The sequence below is a fragment of the Methylobacterium sp. WL64 genome, from assembly GCF_008039945.1.
Lineage (GTDB): Bacteria > Pseudomonadota > Alphaproteobacteria > Rhizobiales > Beijerinckiaceae > Methylobacterium.
Genome location: NZ_VRVA01000007.1, coordinates 1 through 19828, shown reverse-complemented (window position 1 = coordinate 19828; position 19828 = coordinate 1). Strand labels below are relative to the sequence as shown.

The window sequence follows — 19828 nt, the reverse complement described above, 5'->3', positions numbered from 1 at the left end:
ATCGATGGGCAAGATCACGGGTTTCCTCGAGTTCGACCGGCAGGAGCAGAAGTACCAGCTCGCAGCCGATCGCGTGCGGCACTTCCGCGAGTTCACGCTGCCGCTCGACGAGCACGACCTGACCAAACAGGCCGCGCGCTGCATGGATTGCGGCATCCCGTTCTGCCACGGCCCGACCGGGTGCCCGGTCCACAACCAGATCCCGGACTGGAACGACCTCGTGTTCCAGTCCGACTGGGAGGAGGCGTCGCGCAACCTCCACTCGACCAACAACTTCCCGGAATTCACCGGTCGCGTCTGCCCGGCGCCCTGCGAGGAGGCGTGTACGCTCAACCTCGAGAATCAGCCGGTGGCGATCAAGACGATCGAGCAGGCGATCGCCGACCGCGCGTGGAACATGGGCTGGATCAAGCCCGAGCCGGCGTCGATGCGCACCGGCAAGCGCGTGGCCGTCGTCGGCTCCGGCCCGGCGGGTCTCGCGGCGGCCCAACAGCTGGCCCGGGTCGGCCACGACGTGCACGTGTTCGAGCGCGAGCCGAAGGCCGGTGGCCTGCTCCGCTACGGCATCCCCGACTTCAAGATGGAGAAGCGCCACATCGATCGCCGCGTCCGGCAGATGGAGGGCGAGGGCGTTGTCTTCCACTACAACCAGAACGTCGGCGTGACCAAGCCGGTCGACGAGCTGAAGGCCGAGTTCGATGCGGTGATGTTCTGCGGCGGTGCGGAGGATCCCCGCAACCCGCAGCTGCCCGGGCAGGAACTCGAGGGCGTCCACTACGCCATGCCTTACCTGATCCAGTCGAACCGCCGCGTGGCCGCGGAGCCGATGCGCGGCAACGGCGAAGCCCCGATCCTGGCGTCGGGCAAGAACGTCGTCGTGATCGGCGGCGGTGACACCGCCTCCGATTGCGTCGGCACCGCGTTCCGCCAGGGCGCGCTGTCGGTGACGCAGCTCGACATCCGGCCCCGGCCGCCCGAGCGCGAGGACAAGCTGACGGTGTGGCCGTACTGGCCGACCAAGATGCGGACCTCGTCCAGCCAGGCGGAAGGTGCGGAGCGCGAGTTCCAGGCGGCGACGCTGCGGCTCGACGGCAACAAGAAGGGCCGGCTGACCGGCGTGGTCTGCGCCCGGGTCGACGCCAAGCGGCAGCCGATGCCCGGGACCGAATTCATCCTGCCGGCCGATCTCGTCTTCATGGCGATCGGTTTCGCCGGATCGGTGCAGAAGGGCTTGCTCGACCAGTCCGGCATCAGCGTCAGCAAGCGCGGGAACGTCGAGGCGAACGAGGAGGATTACCGCACCTCGGATCCGAAGATCTGGAGCGCCGGCGACATGCGCCGGGGTCAGTCCCTGGTTGTCTGGGCGATCCGCGAGGGCCGTCAGGCGGCCCGCGCCATCGACGAGGCCCTGATGGGTGCGAGCGTCCTGCCGAGGTGAGGTAGGTTCAGTCCCGGCGCTCGGTGCGAGCCCAGCGCCGGGATCACCACTCAGCCGGGGGGCCAGCGGAAATCGTCGGCGCGGCCGGGCTGGGGCATCGGCGCATTGCCGCGGACCAGCGTCCGCTCCACGGTGCCGAGGTTGTCCGAATCGCGCGGACGGCCGGTCAGCAGCGTCCCGCCGGGGGAGACCTCGGTGCGCCCGAGGGGCACGACCGGCCCGGCCGCGGGCTTGACCGGCAGCGCTGGGACGCCCGGAGGTTCGGGCAGGCTCGGCAGCATCGCGGTGATCTGCCGATCGATCGCCGCGGTGTCGGTGGGCTGGCCGGAACCGTCGAGGCTCGGACCGGGCGTCGCGCTCGGCGCCCCCGGCGCGATGGTCGCGGTGGGCGGCGGATCGGTCAGCGCCGGCGTGGCCGTTCCCATCAGGCGCTTCAGCTCGACATCGGCGAAATGCGCCAGCTTGCGGTCGCCCGCCTTGGTGAAGTGCACGCCGTCGGCGGTCCGCAGCTTGGCGATCTGACCTTCCGGATCCGGGCCCGAGGCCGCGTAGCGGTCGCGGTCGTCGACGAAGCCGGGCCAGATGTCGACATAGGTCGCGCCGGCCTTCGTCACGGTGTCCCGGACGATGTCGTTGAGGCTCGCGAGATCCCGGCTCAAGCTCTCGCTCTGCACCGGCGGAAGCCCGACCCAGACCAGCGGCACCTTGTGGTCGGCAAACACCTTCACGAGGGCCTCGACCCGGGCGCGGTACAGGGCCTTCCAGCGATCGGTGAGCGGATCGACGGTCTCGTCACCTTCACGGATCGGCTGGCGGTCGTTGGCGCCCAGCATGACCAACGCGTAGCGGACCTTAGGATTGGTGCGCAGGTAGTCTTCGGCGCTCTTGGGCCAATCGACCACGTCCCTGCGCACGAGTCCGCTGTCGCCCTTCGCCCGATCGACGACCGCGATGTCGGCGTTGTCCTCGAAGACGTCGTCCAGACCGTGGGCAAGGTGGTCGGCCAGCGAATCGCCGAACACCGCGATCTGGACGTTCGGCGCGGTCTTGGCGATGGCGGGCTTCGGCGCCACCGGCGCCCGTGCGGGCCGCTCCCGGCGCTTGACGGACGGCGAGGGCCGCTGCGCGTCCGCGTTTCCGATCGTGCTGCGCGGACGCGGCGCCCGGTAGGTGCGCTCCGGCGGTGGAGCGACCGGCTGGGGCCGGTCCTCCCACGGCCAGTAGAACTGCCGCGGCGCTTCCTGGGGCGGTGCGTAGCGGGGCTGGCGGGCGCTGGAGCCGTCGTCGCGATAATAGGCATCGCGCGGGCGCCGCCGCGGCGGGGCCTCGTAATAGGCGCCGCCCTCGGGCCGCTGATAGCTGTCGCCCCATTGTGCCTGAGCGGGTGTGCCGCCGACCAGGGACAGGCCCGCTTGGCTCAACAGGACGGCGAATCCGAGGATGGCCGGACGCGCCGTACGACGCCAGACTGCGACTCCCATGCAGATCCCGCACCTTGAAGGCGACCGAAAAACACCGGTCGGTAGGCGGCACTATACGGGAGACCGACTTGCGCGTCTAAACCCGCCCTCGGGGGCCGATTACCGCGCCGGATCGTGCCGGCCCTGGACGTGGGCGAGCAACGCCGGCGAGGCATACCCATCCGCCGGCAGGCCGGCCGCGATCTGGTAGCGCCGCACGGCGTCGCGCAGCTTCGGCCCGGCGCGGCCATCGGTCGGGCCCTCGTAGAAGCTGGCGGTCGCCAGACCTGTTTGCAGCGCGCGCAGTCCCGCACCGTCGAGGCGTGGTCCCGTAGGCCAGGGCGCCGCGAGCGCGGGGGCGCCGTCCAGGCGGTCGGCGAGGTGGCCGACGGCCAGCGCGTAGGAATCCGAGGTGTTGTACTGGCGGATCACCTCGAAGTTGCCGGTGATCAGGAAAGCCGGCGCCCCGAAACCGCCGGGCAGGAACAGCGCGGCGTCTCCACGCCCGGGCAACGGCTTTCCGTCCGTCCGCCCGACACCCCGCGCGGCGAAGCCGGAGATCGGCCCGGCATAGGCGGTCAGGTCGAAACCTTCGGGCAGACGCACCTCATAGCCCCAGGACAGCGTCGGATCCCAGCCCAGGTCCTTGAGATAGGCCGCGATCGATCCGAGCGAATCCGCTTCGCTGGTCCAGATGTCCCTGCGGCCGTCGCCGTCGAAATCGACCGCGTGGGCTAGGTAGGTGGACGGCAGGAACTGCACCTGCCCCATGGCCCCCGCCCAGCTTCCGCTCATGCGCTCGGGCGCGATATCGCCGCGCTGGAGGATCGCCAGGGCGGCCAGCAACTCGTCGCGGAACAGCGTGCCGCGATGCCGTGCCTCCGCCAGGGTGGCCAGCGCCCGGATCGTGGAAAGGTTGCCGGCGCTCGCGCCGAAATCGGATTCGACGCCCCAGAACGCCAGCACGATTGGCGCCGGGACGCCGTAGCGCGCCTCGATCGCCTTCAGCGCGCGCGCGAGGGTGCCCGCTCGTGCGCGTCCGTGGGCGATGCGGCCTGCCGAGACCGCGCCGACCAGGTAATCCCAGACCGGCCGCACGAACTCGCCCTGCTGGCGCGTCCGCGCCAGGACGCCTGGATCGGGTGCCGTGATGCCCCGGAACGCGGCCGCGAAGGTCTCGGCCGAGACGCCGCGGGCTTCGGCCTCCGGACGCAGGGACGCGATGAACGCCTGGAAGGCGCCGTTCGGTGCCGACGGCTTCGCGGCCCGGGCTACCGCGGGGCAGAGGGAGAGGGCGGCAGCGAGCAGGGCGCGGCGCGATGGCATCGCCTCAAGCCCCGGTTCGCGGACTGGATTTGCCCGTTCGGGCCAGCGACTGGTCGAGCCCGGTGGCCCGGTCGTCGCGCGGCACGATTCCCGTGCGGCCGGTATCCAGCAGGTCCCAAACCATGCGGCCGCCGATGGATCCGGCCCCGCCTGTCACCAGACCCGTCATGTCGTCCGCTCCGAAGCCGCTCCGAGGGAAGCTGCCGGGAGCCTTGCCCGAACCGGGCACGGGCAGGCAAGGCGCCCACCCCGCTTCATCGCGCGTTCAAACGCCCGGTGAGATATCATCTGGTAACGGCCACTTTAGGTGGTCGCAGACGGGATATTTACGGTGCTTTGCCTCATACTATCGACGTAGAGGCCTTGCGAAGCATCGTGTTAGGCTATCTCACTGCCTGAACCATTGACCGTGTCATCCCATTCTGTTTCCGAGGTTGCCGCTTGATGAAACCGATCCGCAAGGCTGTCCTGCCCGTCGCGGGGCTGGGCACGCGATTCCTGCCCGCCACGAAGGCGGTCCCGAAGGAAATGCTCACGGTCGTGGACCGGCCGGTCGTCCAGCATGTCGTCGATGAAGCGCGCGAAGCCGGCATCGAGCACTTCATCTTCGTCACGGGACGCGGCAAGGCGGTGATCGAGGACCATTTCGATATTGCCTTCGAGCTCGAGCACACCCTTCAGGAACGCGGGAAGACCGCTGCCTACGAAGAGCTGAAACGCGATCTGCCCAAGGCCGGCCAAACAAGCTTCACCCGCCAGCAGGCCCCCCTCGGCCTCGGTCATGCGGTCTGGTGCGCCCGGGAGATCGTCGGCGACGAGCCCTTCGCGGTGCTGCTGCCGGATATGCTGAGCCGCGGCTGCATGCAGCAGATGCTCGCAACCTATGAGCGCCATGGCGGCAACGTCATCGCGGTCGAGGAGGTGGCGCCCGAAGAGACGCACCAATACGGTATCGTCAGCGTCGGCGAGACCTACGGTCAGTCGTTCGAGATCACCGGCATGGTCGAGAAGCCGAAACAGGGCACCGCACCATCGAATTTCATCATCTCCGGCCGCTACATCCTCCAGCCCGAGATCTTCGGGATCCTGGAGCACGGGAAGAAGGGCGCCGGCGGCGAGATCCAGCTCACCGACGCCATGATCGACCTGATGGGCACGCAGGACTTCTTCGGCATGCACTACGAGGGCCGGACCTACGACACCGGCTCGAAGATCGGGTTCCTGACTGCGAACCTGGCTTACGCGCTGGAGCGGCCGGATCTCGCCGGCCCGCTGCGCGCCGAGATGGAAAAACTCCTGAAGCAGAGCTGAGGCCTTTGCGATTTGCGCGCTTGAGCCATGCATTCGACGCGCGGGCGGAGACGATTTTGCCCTTGCGTCTTGTGCGCCGCACTGTCATTTGTGCATTGCGAGATCGCGATGGCGTCGCGGTCCCGTAGCCCTTCTTGGGCGTTTCCTCCCTAGACTTCGGGCCGCTCCTTCGGGAGTGGCCTTTTTTCTTGTCTCGACCTCCTCGTTGCGTGCTCCGTCGATTGATCGACGGGCCCGTGGTCTCGCCGCGGCGGACCTTCCCAAGGCTATGGGTGAGGAAGGCCGTTTCGAACGCCGATTTTCGTGGCGGCGCCGGACGTGGACTGAGTGCAGCCTACTCGGCGGCGATCCGGCTGGGCGTAAGGTCACCGAGATCGGCCGCCACGCCGGCCACAACCGACCGCAGTGCCTTCACGAGGCTCGGGAAATCAGGCGTCGTCGTGAGGCTCGCCTCGTCCATGTACAACGCCCGGTTGACCTCTATCTGCAGAGCATGCCGCCCGAGGTTGGGCTCGCCGTAATGCTCGGTGATGAAGCCGCCCGCGTAGGGTTTGTTGCGGACCACCCGGAAACCCTTGGCGCGGAACGCGGCCTCGAACGCCTCGATCAGGCCCAGCGCGCACGCGGTGCCGTAGCGGTCGCCCAGGACCATGTCGGCCTTGATCTCGGTATCGCGTCCGAGACTTGAGGACGGCATCGAGTGGCAATCGATCAGGATGCAATGGCCGTGCGTCCGCGCCGTGCGCTGGATCAGGCCGCGCAGGACTCGGTGGTAGGGTTTGTACAGGGCCTCGATGCGGGCGATCGCATCGCCGACCGGCAGGCGCCGGGCGTAGATCTCCTGGCCGTCCGCCACGACCCGCGGAACGGTGCCAAGCCCGCCCGCGACCCGCATCGACCGGGTGTTGGCGAAGGGCGGCAAACGGCCGTCGAACATGCGTGGGTCGAGCTCGTAGGGCTCGCGGTTCACGTCCAGGAAAGCCCGCGGGAAATTCGCCCGGAGCAGTGGTGCGCCGAGTTCGACCACAGAGGCGAACAGGCGATCGACATGGGCATCCTCGGAGCGGCGCAGAGTGAGCGCGTCCAGGCGCGAGGCGGCGACGAAATCGGGGGGGTAGACGGCGCCGGAATGGCCGGTATTGAAGACGAAGGGCAGGATGTGCGTCGCCGGTTCTTCGACCGCGAAAGCCGGGGCGAAACCGAGGGCGTCGGGCTGTACCGTTTCGGGCGCGGTCATGGGTTGCGTGCACACCCCGGCGTCTGGAAAAGCGCGGCGGATACGCAGTGTGGTATGCGGATGATCGCCTGTCCACCCTGATGCCGACGGCCCACAGGGCCGTTTTCGAGACACGCGGCGCCGGCTGCGGGCTCCAATCCTAACACCTTGTTTACCATCGCGTCCCTTTATGGGATCAACATTTCGACTCGAGGGCTCGGAAACGGCCGATGAAAATCCTGCTGGCGGAAGACGACAACGACATGCGCCGGTTCCTGGCCAAGGCGCTGCAGAACGCGGGCTACGATGTCCTGTCCTTCGACAACGGCCTCTCGGCCTACAACCGGCTGCGCGAGGAGCCGTTCGAGCTGCTGCTGACCGATATCGTGATGCCCGAGATGGACGGGATCGAGCTGGCGCGGCGCGCCACCGAGCTCGACCCGGACATCAAGGTGATGTTCATCACCGGCTTCGCCGCGGTGGCGCTCAACCCGGATTCGAAGGCTCCGAAGGATGCCAAGGTCCTGTCGAAGCCGTTCCACCTGCGCGATCTCGTCAACGAGGTCGAGAAGCTGATGGCCGCCTGACCGGCCGATCGGCTCTGGATTCACCAGGGGCCGCTGCGGTTGCGGCTCGGTTCGGCTGTGACCACACGGGCATAGGTAAATCGACGGGCGTACTCCTATATGACGGGAGTTCCCGCGCGAGATGACGCCCGCCATGCAGCCGGTCACGATCTACACCACGGCCTGGTGCCCTTACTGTTCGGCGGCCAAGAGCCTGCTGAAGGAGAAGGGCGTCGCCTTCCAGGAAATCGACGTCGAGCGCGCCCAGGGTGGCCGGGCCGTGATGGTCGAGCGCGCCGGTGGCCGCACCAGCGTACCGCAGATCTTCATCGGATCGACCCATGTCGGCGGCTGCGACGATCTCTACGCCTTGGATCGTGCCGGCAAGCTCGATCCGCTGCTGACGGACAAGGCCGATGCCTGAGAGGCGCTTCACCGCCGCCTGCGTGCAGATGCGCTCGGGCCGCGACCCGGGCGCCAATCGCGACGCGGCTGTTGCCGGGGTGCGCGAGGCTGCCGACCGCGGCGCGCATTACGTCCAGACTCCCGAGATGACGTCGCTGGTCGAGCGCAGCCGCGAGCGCCTGTTCGCGCACGTCACCGAGGCCGAGCAGGATCCGACCCTGGCCGGCCTGCGGCAGACCGCCCGGGACACCGGGGTGATGGTGCATATCGGCTCGCTGGCGGTGCGGTCGGGCGACAAGATTGCCAACCGGGCCTTCCTGATCGGCGCGGACGGGGAGATCCTGGGGTCCTACGACAAGCTGCACCTGTTCGATGTCGACCTGCCGAGCGGCGAGCGCTGGCGTGAATCGGCCACCTATACCGGCGGCGCCTGCGCGGTGGTGGCGGCGACCCCTTGGGCGACGCTCGGCCTGACGATCTGCTACGATATCCGCTTCCCGGCCTTGTACCGCGCCCTCGCAGAGGCTGGGGCCGAGGTGCTCACCGCACCGGCCTGCTTCACCCGCCAGACCGGTGAGGCGCATTGGCACATCCTCCAGCGGGCGCGGGCGATCGAGACCGGCGCCTTCATGATCTCGGCGGCCCAGGGTGGAATCCACGAGGACGGCCGCGAGACCTTCGGCCATTCCATGATCGTCGATCCCTGGGGGCGGGTGCTCGCCGATGCCGGCGGGTCCGAGCCGGGCGTAATCCTGGCCGAGATCGACCTCGCCCAGGTCGCTGACGCCCGGGCGCGGATTCCCGCCCTGCAACACACGCGCGCGTTCACAATCGAGCGCATCGGGCCTCAGGTTCAGGCCGTACAGTAAGCAAACCCATGATCCGGTACAGTCTCGTTTGCGAATCCGCGCACGGCTTCGACAGCTGGTTCCCGTCCTCCGAATCCTACGATGCGCAGGCGGAGCGTGGGCTGGTGACTTGCCCGATCTGCGAGAGCGCGAATGTCACGAAGGCGCTGATGGCGCCCAACGTGGCCCGCAGCGATCGCAATGAGCGTCCGGCGCCGGCAGCGCCCCAGGCCGAAGCTCCGATGGCGATGATCGCGGAGCCCGAGCGGCAGGTACGGGCGATGCTGCGGGCGCTGCGCGAGCAGGTCGTGGCCAATTCCGAGCATGTCGGGACGCGCTTCCCAGAGGAGGCGCGCAAGATTCACTACGGTGAGGCCGAGGGCCGCTCGATCTACGGCGAGGCCAGCCCGGCCGAAGCGCGCGCCCTCATCGATGAGGGGATCGACGTCGCGCCGATCCCGATCATGCCCGACGACCGCAACTGAGGCGCACCGTACCGCGGGAGCTCAGGACCGCAGGGCTGCGGTGCCGGCGAACGAGGCCAGGACGAAGGCGACGACGGCGTTCGATCCGGCCAGGGAGATCCCGAGGATGCGCAAGGCCGCCACCGAGCAATCCACGACCTTCGTGTTCTGAAGCGCATTCAGGAATTCGCCGACCTGTCCCGGGTTCGCACCCGTGCCGCCGCCGCAATCGCTCGGGCCCGGCCAGAATCCCCATTCCGCGCCACCATGGTAGACGCCGAGCCCGGCGCCATACAGGAGCCCCAGGGCGGCGAGCCCGAGCGCCAGGCGAGCCGAGCGCTCGGGCGCGAACAGCGCGGCGAGCCCAAGGGGCAGGGCGGCGTAGAAGGGCAGGCGCTCGGTCAGGCAGAGCTTACACGGCGCATAGCCGTAGCCGTACTGCAGCACCAGAACGGCGGCCAGGACCAATGCCGAGCCGAGAGCCAGCCCAAGACCCGCCTTCTTGAGGCGCAGTGCCGACGCGAAGTTCATGGCTACAGGATCACCTTGAACAGCAGGAAGCCGAGGACGATCACGGCAACCGAGATCGCCACGACCACGTTGAGATGCCGATCGAGCACGCCGCGGATCTGAACGCCGTAGCGGCCCAGCAGTCCGGCCAGGATGAAGAACCGGGCCCCACGGGTGACGATCGACAGCACGGTGAACCAGAACAGGCTGTAATGGGCGAAGCCCGACGTGATCGTGACGAGCTTGTACGGAATCGGCGTGAGCCCCTTCAACAGGATCACCCAATGGCCGTAGCGGGCGTAGGAATCCTGGAAGGTCGCGGCCGAATTCTGCAGCCCATACAGCCGGATCAGCCACTCGCCGAGGGAATCGAACAGCAGCGCCCCGATCGCGTAGCCGACCAGCCCGCCGAGCACCGAGGCCACCGTGGCGATCGTCGCGTAGAGCCAGACCCGATCCGGACGGCTGACCGCCATCGGGACCAGCATCGCGTCCGGCGGGACCGGGAAGAACGAGCTTTCGGCGAAGGCGACGGCCCCGAGCACGTAGGGCGCGGAGGGCCTGCCGCTGAGCGCGAGGATCCACGCGTAGAGCCGGCGGAGCATTCAGGGTCCGGGTCGTGAGGAAGCGGCCGTCCTTTGAGCACAGGCGCCGCGCCTTGGCCAGATCGGCAGTGGCGGCAAAAAACCCGGCGGCGCACCCTTGGCGTGGAGGCCACACTTATGCGAAGAGCCCGACGCGCGCGGGTATGGCGGAATTGGTAGACGCGGGCGACTCAAAATCGCCAGCCGCAAGGCGTGGGGGTTCGATTCCCTCTACCCGCACCATCGTCTCGGCTTCCGAGCGATCGAGCAGCGCGCATCGGACCGGGCCTTTCGCTGCGTCGCCCATGAGAGTCTCCGGTTGTGGCCGCATCGTTGCTCACGCGCGAGCGCTTGCGTCGCGGCCCGTTCGCTCTGACGCCCGACGGATCATCCCCTATCTCTGCCGTCTACGCGGATGCAGGGTCCGCGTTGCGCCGGGGGCGGTATCGTGAGCCACAACAGACGCGTCGCGATCCTGGGCGCTGGAATGGCCGGCGCCACGGCGGCGCGTCATCTCGCCGAGGCCGGCCTGCCCGTGCAGGTGTTCGACAAGGGACGCGGCGTCGGCGGCCGCATGGCGACCCGCCTTTCGGGCACGATGCAGTTCGACCATGGCGCGCAATTCCTACGTGCGCACGGCGATGCCTTCGCCGCGCGGGTTGCCGACTGGGACATGCGCGGGATCACGGCGCCCTGGGGCGGGGCGATGCGCCGCGTCGGCGTGCCGGGCATGACCGCGCCGGTCCGGGACCTTCTGGCCGAACTTCCCGTGTCCAGCGGTACGACGATCACGCGTATCGTCCGCGACGAGGCGTCCTGGCGACTGACCGACAGCGCGGGCGGGCATCACGGCCCGTTCGCGGCGCTGGCGATCACCTTCCCGGCGCCACAGACCGTTACGCTGTTGGCGGCCTCCGGTTTCGCGATGCCCGAGATCCAGCATGTCTCCTACGCACCGTGCTGGTCGCTGATGCTCGCGGTCGATGAGGCGCCCACGGCAGCCCTGATCGAGCCGAAGGACGGTCCGCTCGGGCTCATCGCGACGGACTCGTCGAAACCCGGCCGTCCCGCCGGCATCCGCCTGACCGTACACGCGAAGCCCGATTGGTCGCGCGCGCATCTGGAACTGTCGCGGGATGCGGTCGTGTCCGAGTTGACGCGGGCTGCGGCGGCGTGTCTGGCCGCGCCGCTTCGGCCGAGCTACGCGGAGGCGCATCGCTGGCGCTTCGCCCAGGTCGAGACCGCCTTGGGTTGCCCCTGCCAGTACGATCCCGCGCTCCGACTGGGAGCAGCCGGCGACTGGTGTCTCGGGCCTCGGATCGAAGCGGCCCATGACAGCGGCCTGGCGCTTGCGCAGGCGATCCTCGGCGATCTCGGCCCGGCCGCGTGATCCCGCCCATCGCCTTCCACCCGGCCTACGAATCGAGCCTTCCGGCGGGCCATCGCTTCCCGATGCGCAAATATGGCCTGTTGGCCGAGACGCTGGTGGCCAAGGGGCTGGCGCCGCTCGGCTTCGTCACCCCGGAGCTCGCCGGGGCCGAGATCCTGGTCCAGGCGCACGACCCCGCCTACGTGGCTTCCGTCCTCGCCGTCGCGGTCCCGCCGGAGATCGAGCGCGCCATCGGCCTACCCGTGGATGCTGCCCTGGTCCGCCGCTCGCGCGCCTCCGTGGGCGGGACGCTCCTGGCCGCCCGCCTGGCCCTGGCCGAGGGGCTGGCCGGAAGCGCGGCCGGTGGAAGCCATCACGCACGGCGGCTCCAGGGTGCAGGCTTCTGCGTGCTGAACGACGTGGCCGTCGCCGCCCGCACGCTGCAGGCGGAGGGCGCGGTGAGGCGTGTCCTGGTGGCCGATCTGGATGTCCACCAAGGCGATGGCACCGCGGATTGCCTGGCGCTCTGCCCGGAGCTGTTCACGCTCTCGATCCACTGCGAGAACAACTATCCCGCGCACAAGATCGCCGGGGACCTCGATATCGGCCTGCCGGACCGTCTCGATGACGGCGGCTACCTCGACGTGCTGCGCGCCCGGCTGCCGCCGCTCCTCGACGCGCTGGCGCCCGACCTGGTGTTCTACAATGCCGGAGTCGATCCGCACCGCGACGACCGCCTCGGGCGGCTCTGCCTGACGGATGCGGGCCTGCTCGCCCGGGATCGGTTCGTCATCGCGCAGGCCCGCACCCGCGCGATCCCGGTCGTTGCGGTGATCGGCGGCGGCTACACCTACGATGTCGAGGCGCTGGCGCTGCGGCATTCACTGGTCTTCGAGGCGATGGCCGCGGAGGCTACGGCGGACTCCGCCTCCAGGTGAGGCCCGGATGCATCAGGTCCCGGCGGATGAGTGTGGACCGGCGGCCCGGAAAGGTTTTGGGAAGGGTCGCCGCCGAAGATCCGGAAGTCACGGATCGATGAGACGACGCCGGGCGGGCGTGTTGAACAGCTTCGCCCCAGGCAGACATGCTGAAGATCCAGTGACGCCATTGGGACTCAGCCATGCTTACGCGAATCTGGGAGGTCTTGAAGGCGACGATAGCGGCGGTGGCCCTGATCACCGCGGCTCTCGTCTCGGCGGACAAGCTCGATCGGCAGAAGGCGCCGGTGAATGCCGCCGCGTCACAGATCGAGCCTGTGGCGACCGGGGCGATCACGCCGGTCGCAAGACCCTGACCGTACGAGACGCGCTGCAGGATATCCGGCTGAGGTGCCGCATGGCGGTGACGATCCGCGGCGCTGCGGCAGAATAGGTCGGTCGCGCGATGGATATTTCGGTGTGTCGCGGCGTTCACGCCGCACTTCGAGGCTTGGCCGTTAAAGCCCATCCATCATCCGCCTGAGGATTCCCGTCGATGAAGTCCGCCACGTTCGCTCTGCTCGCCCTGATCGCCGGCGCAGCGCCCGCGCTGGCGCAATCCCGTGCCGACCGCGCGGCCTGCACCCCGGACGTGATGCGTCTCTGCGCAGCCCAGATCCCCAACGTGGCAGCGATCACGGTCTGTCTGCGCCAGCAGCGACCGAATCTGAGCGCCGGTTGCCGCACGGTGATGGACCAGTCGGACCGTCCGGTGCGGACTGTCTCGAACGGGCGGTAAGACCCGACATTACCAGCCGTTGATGCGCGGCCAGACTGCCCCGGTCAGCCCGCCGTCGGCGACGACATGGTAGCGGTCGTGCTGGGCGCCGGTGGCGCAAGCATGGTTGGGCAGGATCCGAAGCCGTGCCCCGATCGGCAGGTCGGGGAGGGGCGCTGACGAGCCCGGCCGGAGGGCCAGGATCCCGTGTTCCTGGTTCGCGTCCCGTACGATCAGGTCCGGGTAGGGCTGTCCCGTCCCGTCGCAGGCGATGCCGTAGCCCTGATCGATGGCCTGACGCGCCGTACCGCGGTCGCGGGACAGCGCCATCCAGCCGGCATCCGTGATGATCCAGCCCTTCTCCCGCTGGTGGCCGATCACAGTGGTCAAAACGGTCAGGGCGATCTCGTCGACCCGGCAGGAGCCGACGCCTGCTTGGAACAGGTCCCCGATCATGAATACGCCGGCCCGGACCTCGGTGATGCCGTCGAGGTTGTCGGCGTAGCGCGCGGTCGGCGTCGAGCCGACGCTGACAACCGGGCAGGGCAGGCCGGCGCCGCGCAGGATCGCGGCCGCCGCCACGGCGGCGGCGCGTTCGGCTTCGGCTGCCGCCTTCAGCGCGGCGGGATCGGTGAGGCCGTAGCTGTCGCCCGCGTGCAGCAGCACGCCGCGCAGGGAGGCACCGTCGGAGAGCACCCGGCCGATCGCCACCAGCGTATCCGCATCGCGCGGATCGACGCCGGAACGATGACCGTCGGCATCGACCTCGATCAGCACCGGCAGCGGGTCGTCGTTACGGCGGCTCCACGACGCCACGGCGTCGGCTTGCTCGGCCGAATCGAGCACGATGGCGAGGTCCGCATCCCAGCGCCGCCGGATCGCTCCAACACGGTCGAGCTTCTGCGGCGCGATCCCGACGGCGTAGATCAGGTCGCGCACGCCGCCCTCGGCGAAGTGCTCGGCCTCCCGGATGGTCGAGACCGTCGCGGGTCCGGACGGACTCGCCATGGCGATGCGGGCGACGGCGAGCGATTTCGCGGTCTTCAGGTGCGGCCGCAGCGTTACGCCCAGCCGGTCGAGCCCCGCCCGCATGGTCGCGACGTTGGCAGCCAGCCTGTCCGCGTCGAGGAGCAGGCAGGGCGTCTCGAGTCCGTCGAAGCCGTCCGCCCGTCCGATCCGCCCGTCGGCCATCCGCCTGCTCCCGCCTGCTCCACGCGGGCGCGTTTCTAGACTGCAGCGCCATCTCTGTCGCGCTCCGGTTACGAGGATTGACGATACTCGACGGACAGCCCCGGTTCGGTGGGGCTACGCGCAATCAGGCAGGTCCGCTGATCGCCGCGATGAAGGCTGAAGCGTCCCGGGCGACCTCATCCGCAGGCTTGCCGGGGCGATAGAGGCTCGAACCGAGCCCGAAGCCCACCGCGCCGGCCTGCCGCCAAATGGATACGCTATCGGGCGTGACGCCGCCGACGGCGAGCACGCGGGTGCTGGCCGGGAACACGGCCCGATGCGCCTTGAGCGCTGCCGGGGTCGCGATGTCCGCGGGGAAGAGTTTCAGGGCGGTCGCGCCGGCTGCGAGGGCGGCGAATGCCTCGCTCGGCGTCTGATAGCCGGGCAGTGAGACGAGGCCCGCGGCTACGGACGCGCCGATCACCGCCGGGTCGGTGTTGGGCGAGACGATCAGGGTCCCGCCCGCCGCCGCGACGTCGCCGACCTGACCGGGCGTCAGAACCGTGCCGGCCCCCACCAGGGCACGCCCGGCGAAGCGTTCGGCCAGCAGCCCGATGCTTCGGAGCGGATCGGGCGAGTTCAGCGGCACCTCGATCAGGGTGAACCCGGCCTCGACCAGCGCGTCGCCGATCGCGGGTGCCTCGTCCGGGGTGAGTCCGCGCAGGATCGCCACCAGGGGGCAGGCCGCGAAAGCGACTTCGAAACGGTCGAGGATCGTCATGCCCGCGCTTTCGAGATGGCCTGCCAGATGGCGTGGATGCCGGCCGTCGTGGCGCCGTCCGGCACGGCAACGGCATGGCCGCCAGCTTCCGTGATCGCAACAGTGTAGAGCGCGGCTAGCGCGCCGCCGCCGAGCAGGTGCACCGGACGCTCGGCCAGATCGGTGCGCGTGCCGACATCCGCGCCGATCATGAGGCCGCTGGCGTAGGCGGCGGCATCGTCAGGCGCCAGCCGGGCGAGCAGCACCCCAGCGCGGACCTCGAACAGGGCGGCGGCGAGGTTGCGCGCCTCGCGCCCGCGGCGGAGCCCGTCCCGGAAGGCGGGACCGTCCGCGACCGCACCGTCCAGCATGCCGGCCAGGATGCCGTGGGTGCGGACCAGGGCGAAGAGTTCGCCGGTCATCACGGTGGCGAAATCGGTGATCGCGCCGTCCACCGTGGCGATCCATTTGTTGTGCGTGCCGGGCTGGCAGAACAACGCCGTCGGCGGCGCGGCGCCGCTGCTGATCGCGCCCAGCACCTGGACCTCCTCGCCCCGCATCACGTCCGGCCGCGGGCCGCTCCGGAGCGCGACACCCGGGATGATCCGCACGTCGTGGGCGACCGCGAGGCTCGCCGCGGCGAGGTCCCGCAACGCTGCAGGCGCATCGATATAGGGAGCTTCGCGCCAGCCGCGCGTCGAGCCGACCATGCCGGCTGCGACCACGACCTGCGCGCCGAAGCGCTCCCGCAGCCGCGCGATGGCGCCGGGATAATCGTCGGGCGATAGCGCGAGGACGCCGCGATCGTCCTGCTGGGTGTCGATCACGACGCCCTCCGCCGACATCGCGTAGGCGCGCCGGTTGGTGGTGCCCCAGTCGACGGCAATGTAGGCCGCTTGGCCGACCATGCGCGCCCTCCCTGCCCGTGATTTGTATGAGTTACAGGCTCGGCCGAAGTCGGGTCAAGCGGCTTGCCGACACCCGGTCGGCCCGGATCGACCGGCCGTCAGATGCCCTCCGCGCCGGTATCATCATCCCGACGGGATGTTCGCCCGACCCCGGAAAGCATCAGCATATCATGAGCCGGGGATTGTCCCGCCGCGCCGAGCGTTTGCGATGGACTGTTCAGGGCCAGATCGGCGATATGGCAGGCAATAAATCATACGCGGGAGGGACGCGCTTGGCACGGGACGTGATCCTGGCGACCGATGGCTTGACGATGGAATTCAAGGGATTCCGGGCCGTCAACGGCGTTAAGTTGGAAGTCGAGCGCGGGACGATCCATGCGCTGATCGGCCCGAACGGTGCCGGCAAGACCACCTGTTTCAACCTGCTCACGAAGTTCCTGATCCCGACCGCGGGCACGATCCGGTACAAGGATCGGGACATCACCGGGCTGCGCGCCGCCGACGTGGCTCGGCTCGGCCTCGTGCGTTCCTTCCAGATCTCGGCGGTATTTCCGCACCTGACGGTCACCGAAAACGTCCGCATCGCGCTCCAGCGCCGGCGCAGGGGGGATTCGTTCGACTTCTGGCGCCCCGAGAAAGTGCTGCGGGCGCTCAACGGCGAGGCGTTGGCGCTCGTCGAGGCCGTGGGCCTGTCAGAGTTCGCCGACTCGCTCGCGGTGGAACTGTCCTACGGCCGCAAGCGCGCCCTCGAGATCGCCACGACCCTGGCGCTCGATCCCGAGATGCTGCTGCTCGACGAGCCGATGGCCGGCATGGGCCACGAGGACGTCGACCGGACGGCGCAGCTGATCCGGCGGGTCTCGAAGGATCGGACGATCCTGATGGTCGAGCACAATCTCTCGGTGGTCGCGTCGCTGTCCGACCGCATCACTGTTCTCGCGCGCGGACAGGTCCTGGCCGAGGGCGATTACGCCACCGTCTCAAAGGATCCGCGCGTGGTCGAGGCTTATATCGGGTCGGGACATGCTTGAGGCCGCCGTGAAGAGACCCGCGCCGGCCGCGGCGACCGATGCCCTCCTCACCGTCCGCGGCCTGGAGGGCTGGTACGGCGAGAGCCACGTGCTGCACGGCATCGACCTCGATGTCCGGGCCGGCGAGGTGATCACGCTGCTCGGCCGGAACGGCGCCGGCAAGACCACGACGCTCCGGGCGATCATCGGCATCCTGGGTAAGCGCTCCGGATCGATCGTCTATGACGGTGTCGAAACGATCCGAATGGCTTCGCGCAACATCGCCCGGCTCGGCCTCGGCTACGTCCCGGAGGAGCGCGGCATCTTCGCGAGCCTCACGGTCCACGAGAACCTGATGCTGCCGCCGCGGGTGAAGCCCGGCGGCATGACGGTGGCCGAGATCCACACCCTGTTCCCGAACCTGAAGGAGCGTGCGGGCAGCCAGGGCACCAAGCTCTCGGGCGGCGAGCAGCAGATGCTCGCCATCGGCCGGATCCTGCGGACCGGCGCCAAGCTGATCCTGCTGGACGAGCCTACCGAAGGTCTCGCGCCGGTGATCGTGCAGCAGATCGGCCGGACGATCCAACAGTTGAAGTCACAGGGCTACACCATCGTGCTGGTGGAGCAGAATTTTCGCTTCGCGCAGACCTTGGCCGACCGGCACTTCGTCATCGAGCAGGGCAGGGTGGTCGACATGATCCCGAATGCCGAGCTTGACGCAAATATCGACAAGCTTCACGCCTATCTCGGCGTCTGAGGCGGACGACCAATACCTGATCAGCGCCGGAGAACGGCGTCGGACGCTCGGCAAGCGGTCATCCGCTGCGCCGCTGGAGGATAGGAAGACCATGATGTTCGGACGTCTCATCGGGTCCGTGTCCCTCGCCCTCGCGGGTGCCCTGATGATGGGCGGCGCGAGCGCGCAGACGAACGTAAAGATCGGCATCCTGGGCGACCGCTCGGGCGCCTATTCCGACATCAGCGGCGAAGGCTCGGTCGTCGCCGCAAAGCTGGCGGTGGAGGATTTCAAGCCGGCAGAGCACGGGCTGAAGGTCGAGATCGTCTCCGCCGACCACCAGAACAAGCCCGATGTCGGGGCCGGCATCGCCCGGCAATGGTATGACCGCGACGGCGTCGACATGATCACCGACGGCGTGACCTCGTCGGTCGCCTTGGCGATCAGCCAAGTAACCAAAGAGAAGAACAAGGTCTTCATCGATACCGGCGCCGGGACCGCCGACCTCACCGGCCCGCAATGCACGCCGAACACGATCCACTGGGTCTACGACACGGTGGCGCTCGCCAACGGCACCGGCGGCGCCATGGTCAAGCGCGGCGGCAACACCTGGTTCTTCCTCACCGCCGACTACGTCTTCGGCCAGACCCTGCAGCGCGACACCAGCGCGGTAATCACCAAGAACGGCGGCAAGGTCATCGGCTCGGTCAAGACCCCGTTCCCGACCTCGGACTTCTCGTCGTTCCTGCTGCAGGCGCAGGGGTCCGGCGCCAAGGTGATCGGGCTCGCCAACGCGGGCACCGACACGATCAACGCGATCAAGCAGGCCGGCGAGTTCGGCATCACCGAGGGCGGCCAGGCTTTGGCCGGGCTCCTCGTGTTCTCCTCGGACGTGCATTCGCTCGGGACCAAGGTCGCGCAGGGCCTCGTTCTCACCGAGCCGTTCTACTGGGACCTGAACGACCAGACCCGCGCCTTCTCGGACCGGTTCGCCAAGCAGATGAAGGGCAACTCGAAGCCGACCGCCAACCACGCGGGCGTCTACTCCGACGTGCTTCATTACCTGAAGGCGATGGCCGAGCTGAAATCCGGAGCCGACGGTGCCGCTGTGGTCGCCAAGATGAAGTCCATGCCCACCGACGACCCGCTGTTCGGAAAGGGCACCATCCGCGCGGACGGCCGCAAGATCCACGACATGTACCTGTTCGAGGTGAAGAAGCCCTCGGAGTCGAAGGGTGAGTGGGACCTCTACAACAAGCTCGAGACGATCCCGGGCGATCAGGTCTTCCGGCCGCTCAACGACGGCAATTGCCCGCTGGTGAAGGGCTGACGGTGCGGGTCCGGCACGGAGGACGGCTATGACCACGATCTTCGGCGTGCCGACCCAGGCGCTGTTCGGACAGTTGCTGCTCGGCCTGATCAACGGCTCGTTCTACGCGATTCTGTCGCTCGGTCTCGCGATCATCTTCGGGCTCCTCAACATCATTAACTTCGCCCACGGCGCGCTCTACATGATGGGCGCGTTCGTGGCCTGGATGCTGCTGACTTATGTCGGGCTCGGCTACTGGTGGGCGCTCGGGCTGGCGCCGCTGGTGGTGGGGGCCTTCGGCATTCTGCTGGAACGGGTGCTGATCGCGCGCCTCTACAAGCTCGATCACCTCTACGGCCTGCTCCTGACCTTCGGGCTGGCGCTGATCATCCAGGGCCTGTTCCGCAACCAGTACGGCGTGTCGGGGCTGCCCTACGCGATCCCGGCCGAGCTGTCGGGCGGCCAGCGCCTGCCGTTCATGTTCCTGCCGAACTACCGGGCCTGGGTGGTGGTGGCCTCGCTCACCGTCTGCATCGCGACGTGGTTGGTGATCGAGAAGACCAAGCTCGGCGCCTACCTCCGGGCCGCGACCGAGAACCCGACCCTGGTCCAGGCCTTCGGGGTGAACGTGCCGCTGTTCCTGACCCTGACCTACGGGTTCGGCGTGGCGCTCGCGGGTTTCGCCGGGGTCCTCGCCGCCCCGATCTACTCGGTGAACCCGAACATGGGCGCCGACATCATCA

Annotated in this window: 23 protein-coding genes and 1 tRNA gene; 15 read left to right on the top strand and 9 right to left on the bottom strand. The window is 68.7% G+C overall.

The features are described from left to right. Nucleotides 1–4: 4 nt before the first annotated feature. Nucleotides 5–1438 carry a glutamate synthase subunit beta gene (locus FV242_RS05620; protein ID WP_147938224.1) on the top strand — a complete coding sequence of 478 codons (1434 nt, stop codon included), beginning with the start codon at nt 5–7 and terminating at the stop codon, nt 1436–1438. A gap of 50 nt (nt 1439–1488) precedes the next feature. Here the strand turns inward: FV242_RS05620 and FV242_RS05615 are convergent, their stop codons facing one another. The 3 genes from FV242_RS05615 to FV242_RS34355 all read right to left on the bottom strand — a co-directional run bounded on the left by FV242_RS05615 (nt 1489) and on the right by FV242_RS34355 (nt 4393). Continuing rightward, nucleotides 1489–2919, bottom strand: a complete 1431-nt coding sequence (locus tag FV242_RS05615) for an SGNH family hydrolase (protein ID WP_147908507.1) — start codon at nt 2917–2919, stop codon at nt 1489–1491. Nucleotides 2920–3018: 99 nt separating this feature from the next. Then, complete coding sequence (locus FV242_RS05610) at nt 3019–4224, bottom strand: lytic murein transglycosylase (protein ID WP_147938223.1); 1206 nt, start codon at nt 4222–4224, stop codon at nt 3019–3021. Between the two features lie 4 nt (nt 4225–4228). Then, on the bottom strand, nt 4229–4393 hold the full coding sequence (locus FV242_RS34355) for a hypothetical protein (RefSeq protein ID WP_187278336.1): 165 nt from the start codon (nt 4391–4393) through the stop codon (nt 4229–4231). 275 nt (nt 4394–4668) lie between these two features. Between FV242_RS34355 and galU the strand changes: the two genes are divergently transcribed. Next, entirely contained in the window at nt 4669–5535 is an 867-nt protein-coding gene (galU, locus tag FV242_RS05605) for a UTP--glucose-1-phosphate uridylyltransferase GalU (protein ID WP_147908523.1), read from the top strand. 334 nt (nt 5536–5869) lie between these two features. On the opposite strand, the gene FV242_RS05600 is transcribed toward galU, so the two are convergent. Further along, nucleotides 5870–6772 (bottom strand): N-formylglutamate amidohydrolase, encoded by a 903-nt coding sequence (locus FV242_RS05600; RefSeq protein WP_147938222.1) that lies wholly within the window; start codon nt 6770–6772, stop codon nt 5870–5872. A 209-nt stretch (nt 6773–6981) separates the two neighbouring features. On the opposite strand from FV242_RS05600, the gene cpdR reads away from it, so the two are divergent. The 4 genes from cpdR (at nt 6982) to FV242_RS05580 (ending at nt 9055) form a co-directional block, all read left to right on the top strand. Next, nucleotides 6982–7338 carry a cell cycle two-component system response regulator CpdR gene (gene cpdR / locus FV242_RS05595; protein ID WP_007558883.1) on the top strand — a complete coding sequence of 119 codons (357 nt, stop codon included), beginning with the start codon at nt 6982–6984 and terminating at the stop codon, nt 7336–7338. 133 nt (nt 7339–7471) lie between these two features. After that, a complete protein-coding gene (grxC, locus tag FV242_RS05590) occupies nt 7472–7741 on the top strand; it encodes a glutaredoxin 3 (protein ID WP_147908522.1) in 270 nt (89 codons plus the stop codon). Next, nucleotides 7734–8591 (top strand): carbon-nitrogen hydrolase family protein, encoded by an 858-nt coding sequence (locus FV242_RS05585; protein WP_147938221.1) that lies wholly within the window; start codon nt 7734–7736, stop codon nt 8589–8591. Before grxC ends, FV242_RS05585 begins: the two co-directional genes overlap by 8 nt. A gap of 8 nt (nt 8592–8599) precedes the next feature. Continuing rightward, nucleotides 8600–9055: a DUF1178 family protein gene (locus FV242_RS05580; RefSeq protein WP_147908503.1), complete on the top strand. Its 456-nt coding sequence runs from the start codon at nt 8600–8602 to the stop codon at nt 9053–9055. 21 nt (nt 9056–9076) lie between these two features. On the opposite strand, the gene FV242_RS05575 is transcribed toward FV242_RS05580, so the two are convergent. After that, nucleotides 9077–9565 carry a disulfide bond formation protein B gene (locus FV242_RS05575; RefSeq protein ID WP_147938220.1) on the bottom strand — a complete coding sequence of 163 codons (489 nt, stop codon included), beginning with the start codon at nt 9563–9565 and terminating at the stop codon, nt 9077–9079. 2 nt (nt 9566–9567) lie between these two features. Further along, a complete protein-coding gene (locus FV242_RS05570) occupies nt 9568–10149 on the bottom strand; it encodes a YqaA family protein (protein ID WP_147853841.1) in 582 nt (193 codons plus the stop codon). 137 nt (nt 10150–10286) lie between these two features. On the opposite strand from FV242_RS05570, the gene FV242_RS05565 reads away from it, so the two are divergent. The 5 genes from FV242_RS05565 to FV242_RS05550 all read left to right on the top strand — a co-directional run bounded on the left by FV242_RS05565 (nt 10287) and on the right by FV242_RS05550 (nt 13213). Beyond that, nucleotides 10287–10371, top strand: a tRNA-Leu gene (locus FV242_RS05565). Nucleotides 10372–10576: 205 nt separating this feature from the next. Next, a complete protein-coding gene (locus FV242_RS05560; protein WP_246692609.1) occupies nt 10577–11518 on the top strand; it encodes an NAD(P)/FAD-dependent oxidoreductase in 942 nt (313 codons plus the stop codon). Then, complete coding sequence (locus tag FV242_RS05555; RefSeq protein WP_147938318.1) at nt 11518–12435, top strand: histone deacetylase; 918 nt, start codon at nt 11518–11520, stop codon at nt 12433–12435. Before FV242_RS05560 ends, FV242_RS05555 begins: the two co-directional genes overlap by 1 nt. 206 nt (nt 12436–12641) lie before the next feature. Next, entirely contained in the window at nt 12642–12791 is a 150-nt protein-coding gene (locus tag FV242_RS34350; RefSeq protein WP_187278348.1) for a hypothetical protein, read from the top strand. Nucleotides 12792–12970: 179 nt separating this feature from the next. Then, the gene (locus FV242_RS05550; protein ID WP_147908500.1) at nt 12971–13213 is read left to right on the top strand and encodes a hypothetical protein; all 243 of its coding nucleotides are present in this window, start codon (nt 12971–12973) and stop codon (nt 13211–13213) included. A 9-nt stretch (nt 13214–13222) separates the two neighbouring features. Here the strand turns inward: FV242_RS05550 and FV242_RS05545 are convergent, their stop codons facing one another. The 3 genes from FV242_RS05545 to FV242_RS05535 all read right to left on the bottom strand — a co-directional run bounded on the left by FV242_RS05545 (nt 13223) and on the right by FV242_RS05535 (nt 16030). After that, nucleotides 13223–14383, bottom strand: a complete 1161-nt coding sequence (locus FV242_RS05545; protein ID WP_147938218.1) for an alanine racemase — start codon at nt 14381–14383, stop codon at nt 13223–13225. Between the two features lie 124 nt (nt 14384–14507). After that, complete coding sequence (locus tag FV242_RS05540) at nt 14508–15143, bottom strand: 2-dehydro-3-deoxy-6-phosphogalactonate aldolase (protein ID WP_147938217.1); 636 nt, start codon at nt 15141–15143, stop codon at nt 14508–14510. Further along, nucleotides 15140–16030: a 2-dehydro-3-deoxygalactonokinase gene (locus FV242_RS05535; protein WP_147938216.1), complete on the bottom strand. Its 891-nt coding sequence runs from the start codon at nt 16028–16030 to the stop codon at nt 15140–15142. Before FV242_RS05535 ends, FV242_RS05540 begins: the two co-directional genes overlap by 4 nt. A gap of 272 nt (nt 16031–16302) precedes the next feature. Here FV242_RS05535 and FV242_RS05530 point away from each other — a divergent pair, with 272 nt between their 5' ends. The 4 genes from FV242_RS05530 to FV242_RS05515 form a co-directional block, all read left to right on the top strand. Beyond that, nucleotides 16303–17061, top strand: a complete 759-nt coding sequence (locus FV242_RS05530) for an ABC transporter ATP-binding protein (RefSeq protein ID WP_147908496.1) — start codon at nt 16303–16305, stop codon at nt 17059–17061. After that, the gene (locus FV242_RS05525; RefSeq protein WP_147938215.1) at nt 17054–17797 is read left to right on the top strand and encodes an ABC transporter ATP-binding protein; all 744 of its coding nucleotides are present in this window, start codon (nt 17054–17056) and stop codon (nt 17795–17797) included. The genes FV242_RS05530 and FV242_RS05525 overlap by 8 nt, the downstream gene beginning before the upstream one ends. Before the next feature lie 94 nt (nt 17798–17891). Further along, nucleotides 17892–19106, top strand: coding sequence for an ABC transporter substrate-binding protein (locus FV242_RS05520; RefSeq protein WP_147938214.1), 1215 nt, complete (start codon nt 17892–17894; stop codon nt 19104–19106). Between the two features lie 28 nt (nt 19107–19134). Then, nucleotides 19135–19828 (top strand): branched-chain amino acid ABC transporter permease (locus FV242_RS05515; RefSeq protein WP_147938213.1); only part of this gene is annotated, 694 nt, incomplete at its 3' end.

Excerpts from the sequence above, each read along its gene's own strand:
- FV242_RS05570 (WP_147853841.1), bottom strand. The coding sequence starts at position 10,149 with ATGCTCCGCCGGCTCTACGCGTGGATCCTCGCGCTCAGCGGCAGGCCC.
- FV242_RS05540 (WP_147938217.1), bottom strand. The coding sequence starts at position 15,143 with ATGACGATCCTCGACCGTTTCGAAGTCGCTTTCGCGGCCTGCCCCCTG.
- FV242_RS05525 (WP_147938215.1), top strand. The coding sequence starts at position 17,054 with ATGCTTGAGGCCGCCGTGAAGAGACCCGCGCCGGCCGCGGCGACCGAT.
- FV242_RS05520 (WP_147938214.1), top strand. The coding sequence starts at position 17,892 with ATGTTCGGACGTCTCATCGGGTCCGTGTCCCTCGCCCTCGCGGGTGCC.
- FV242_RS05585 (WP_147938221.1), top strand. The coding sequence starts at position 7,734 with ATGCCTGAGAGGCGCTTCACCGCCGCCTGCGTGCAGATGCGCTCGGGC.
- FV242_RS05600 (WP_147938222.1), bottom strand. The coding sequence starts at position 6,772 with ATGACCGCGCCCGAAACGGTACAGCCCGACGCCCTCGGTTTCGCCCCG.
- FV242_RS05575 (WP_147938220.1), bottom strand. The coding sequence starts at position 9,565 with ATGAACTTCGCGTCGGCACTGCGCCTCAAGAAGGCGGGTCTTGGGCTG.
- FV242_RS34355 (WP_187278336.1), bottom strand. The coding sequence starts at position 4,393 with ATGACGGGTCTGGTGACAGGCGGGGCCGGATCCATCGGCGGCCGCATG.
- FV242_RS05615 (WP_147908507.1), bottom strand. The coding sequence starts at position 2,919 with ATGGGAGTCGCAGTCTGGCGTCGTACGGCGCGTCCGGCCATCCTCGGA.
- cpdR (WP_007558883.1), top strand. The coding sequence starts at position 6,982 with ATGAAAATCCTGCTGGCGGAAGACGACAACGACATGCGCCGGTTCCTG.
- grxC (WP_147908522.1), top strand. The coding sequence starts at position 7,472 with ATGCAGCCGGTCACGATCTACACCACGGCCTGGTGCCCTTACTGTTCG.
- galU (WP_147908523.1), top strand. The coding sequence starts at position 4,669 with ATGAAACCGATCCGCAAGGCTGTCCTGCCCGTCGCGGGGCTGGGCACG.
- FV242_RS05550 (WP_147908500.1), top strand. The coding sequence starts at position 12,971 with ATGAAGTCCGCCACGTTCGCTCTGCTCGCCCTGATCGCCGGCGCAGCG.
- FV242_RS05580 (WP_147908503.1), top strand. The coding sequence starts at position 8,600 with ATGATCCGGTACAGTCTCGTTTGCGAATCCGCGCACGGCTTCGACAGC.
- FV242_RS05610 (WP_147938223.1), bottom strand. The coding sequence starts at position 4,224 with ATGCCATCGCGCCGCGCCCTGCTCGCTGCCGCCCTCTCCCTCTGCCCC.
- FV242_RS05535 (WP_147938216.1), bottom strand. The coding sequence starts at position 16,030 with ATGGTCGGCCAAGCGGCCTACATTGCCGTCGACTGGGGCACCACCAAC.
- FV242_RS05545 (WP_147938218.1), bottom strand. The coding sequence starts at position 14,383 with ATGGCCGACGGGCGGATCGGACGGGCGGACGGCTTCGACGGACTCGAG.
- FV242_RS05620 (WP_147938224.1), top strand. The coding sequence starts at position 5 with ATGGGCAAGATCACGGGTTTCCTCGAGTTCGACCGGCAGGAGCAGAAG.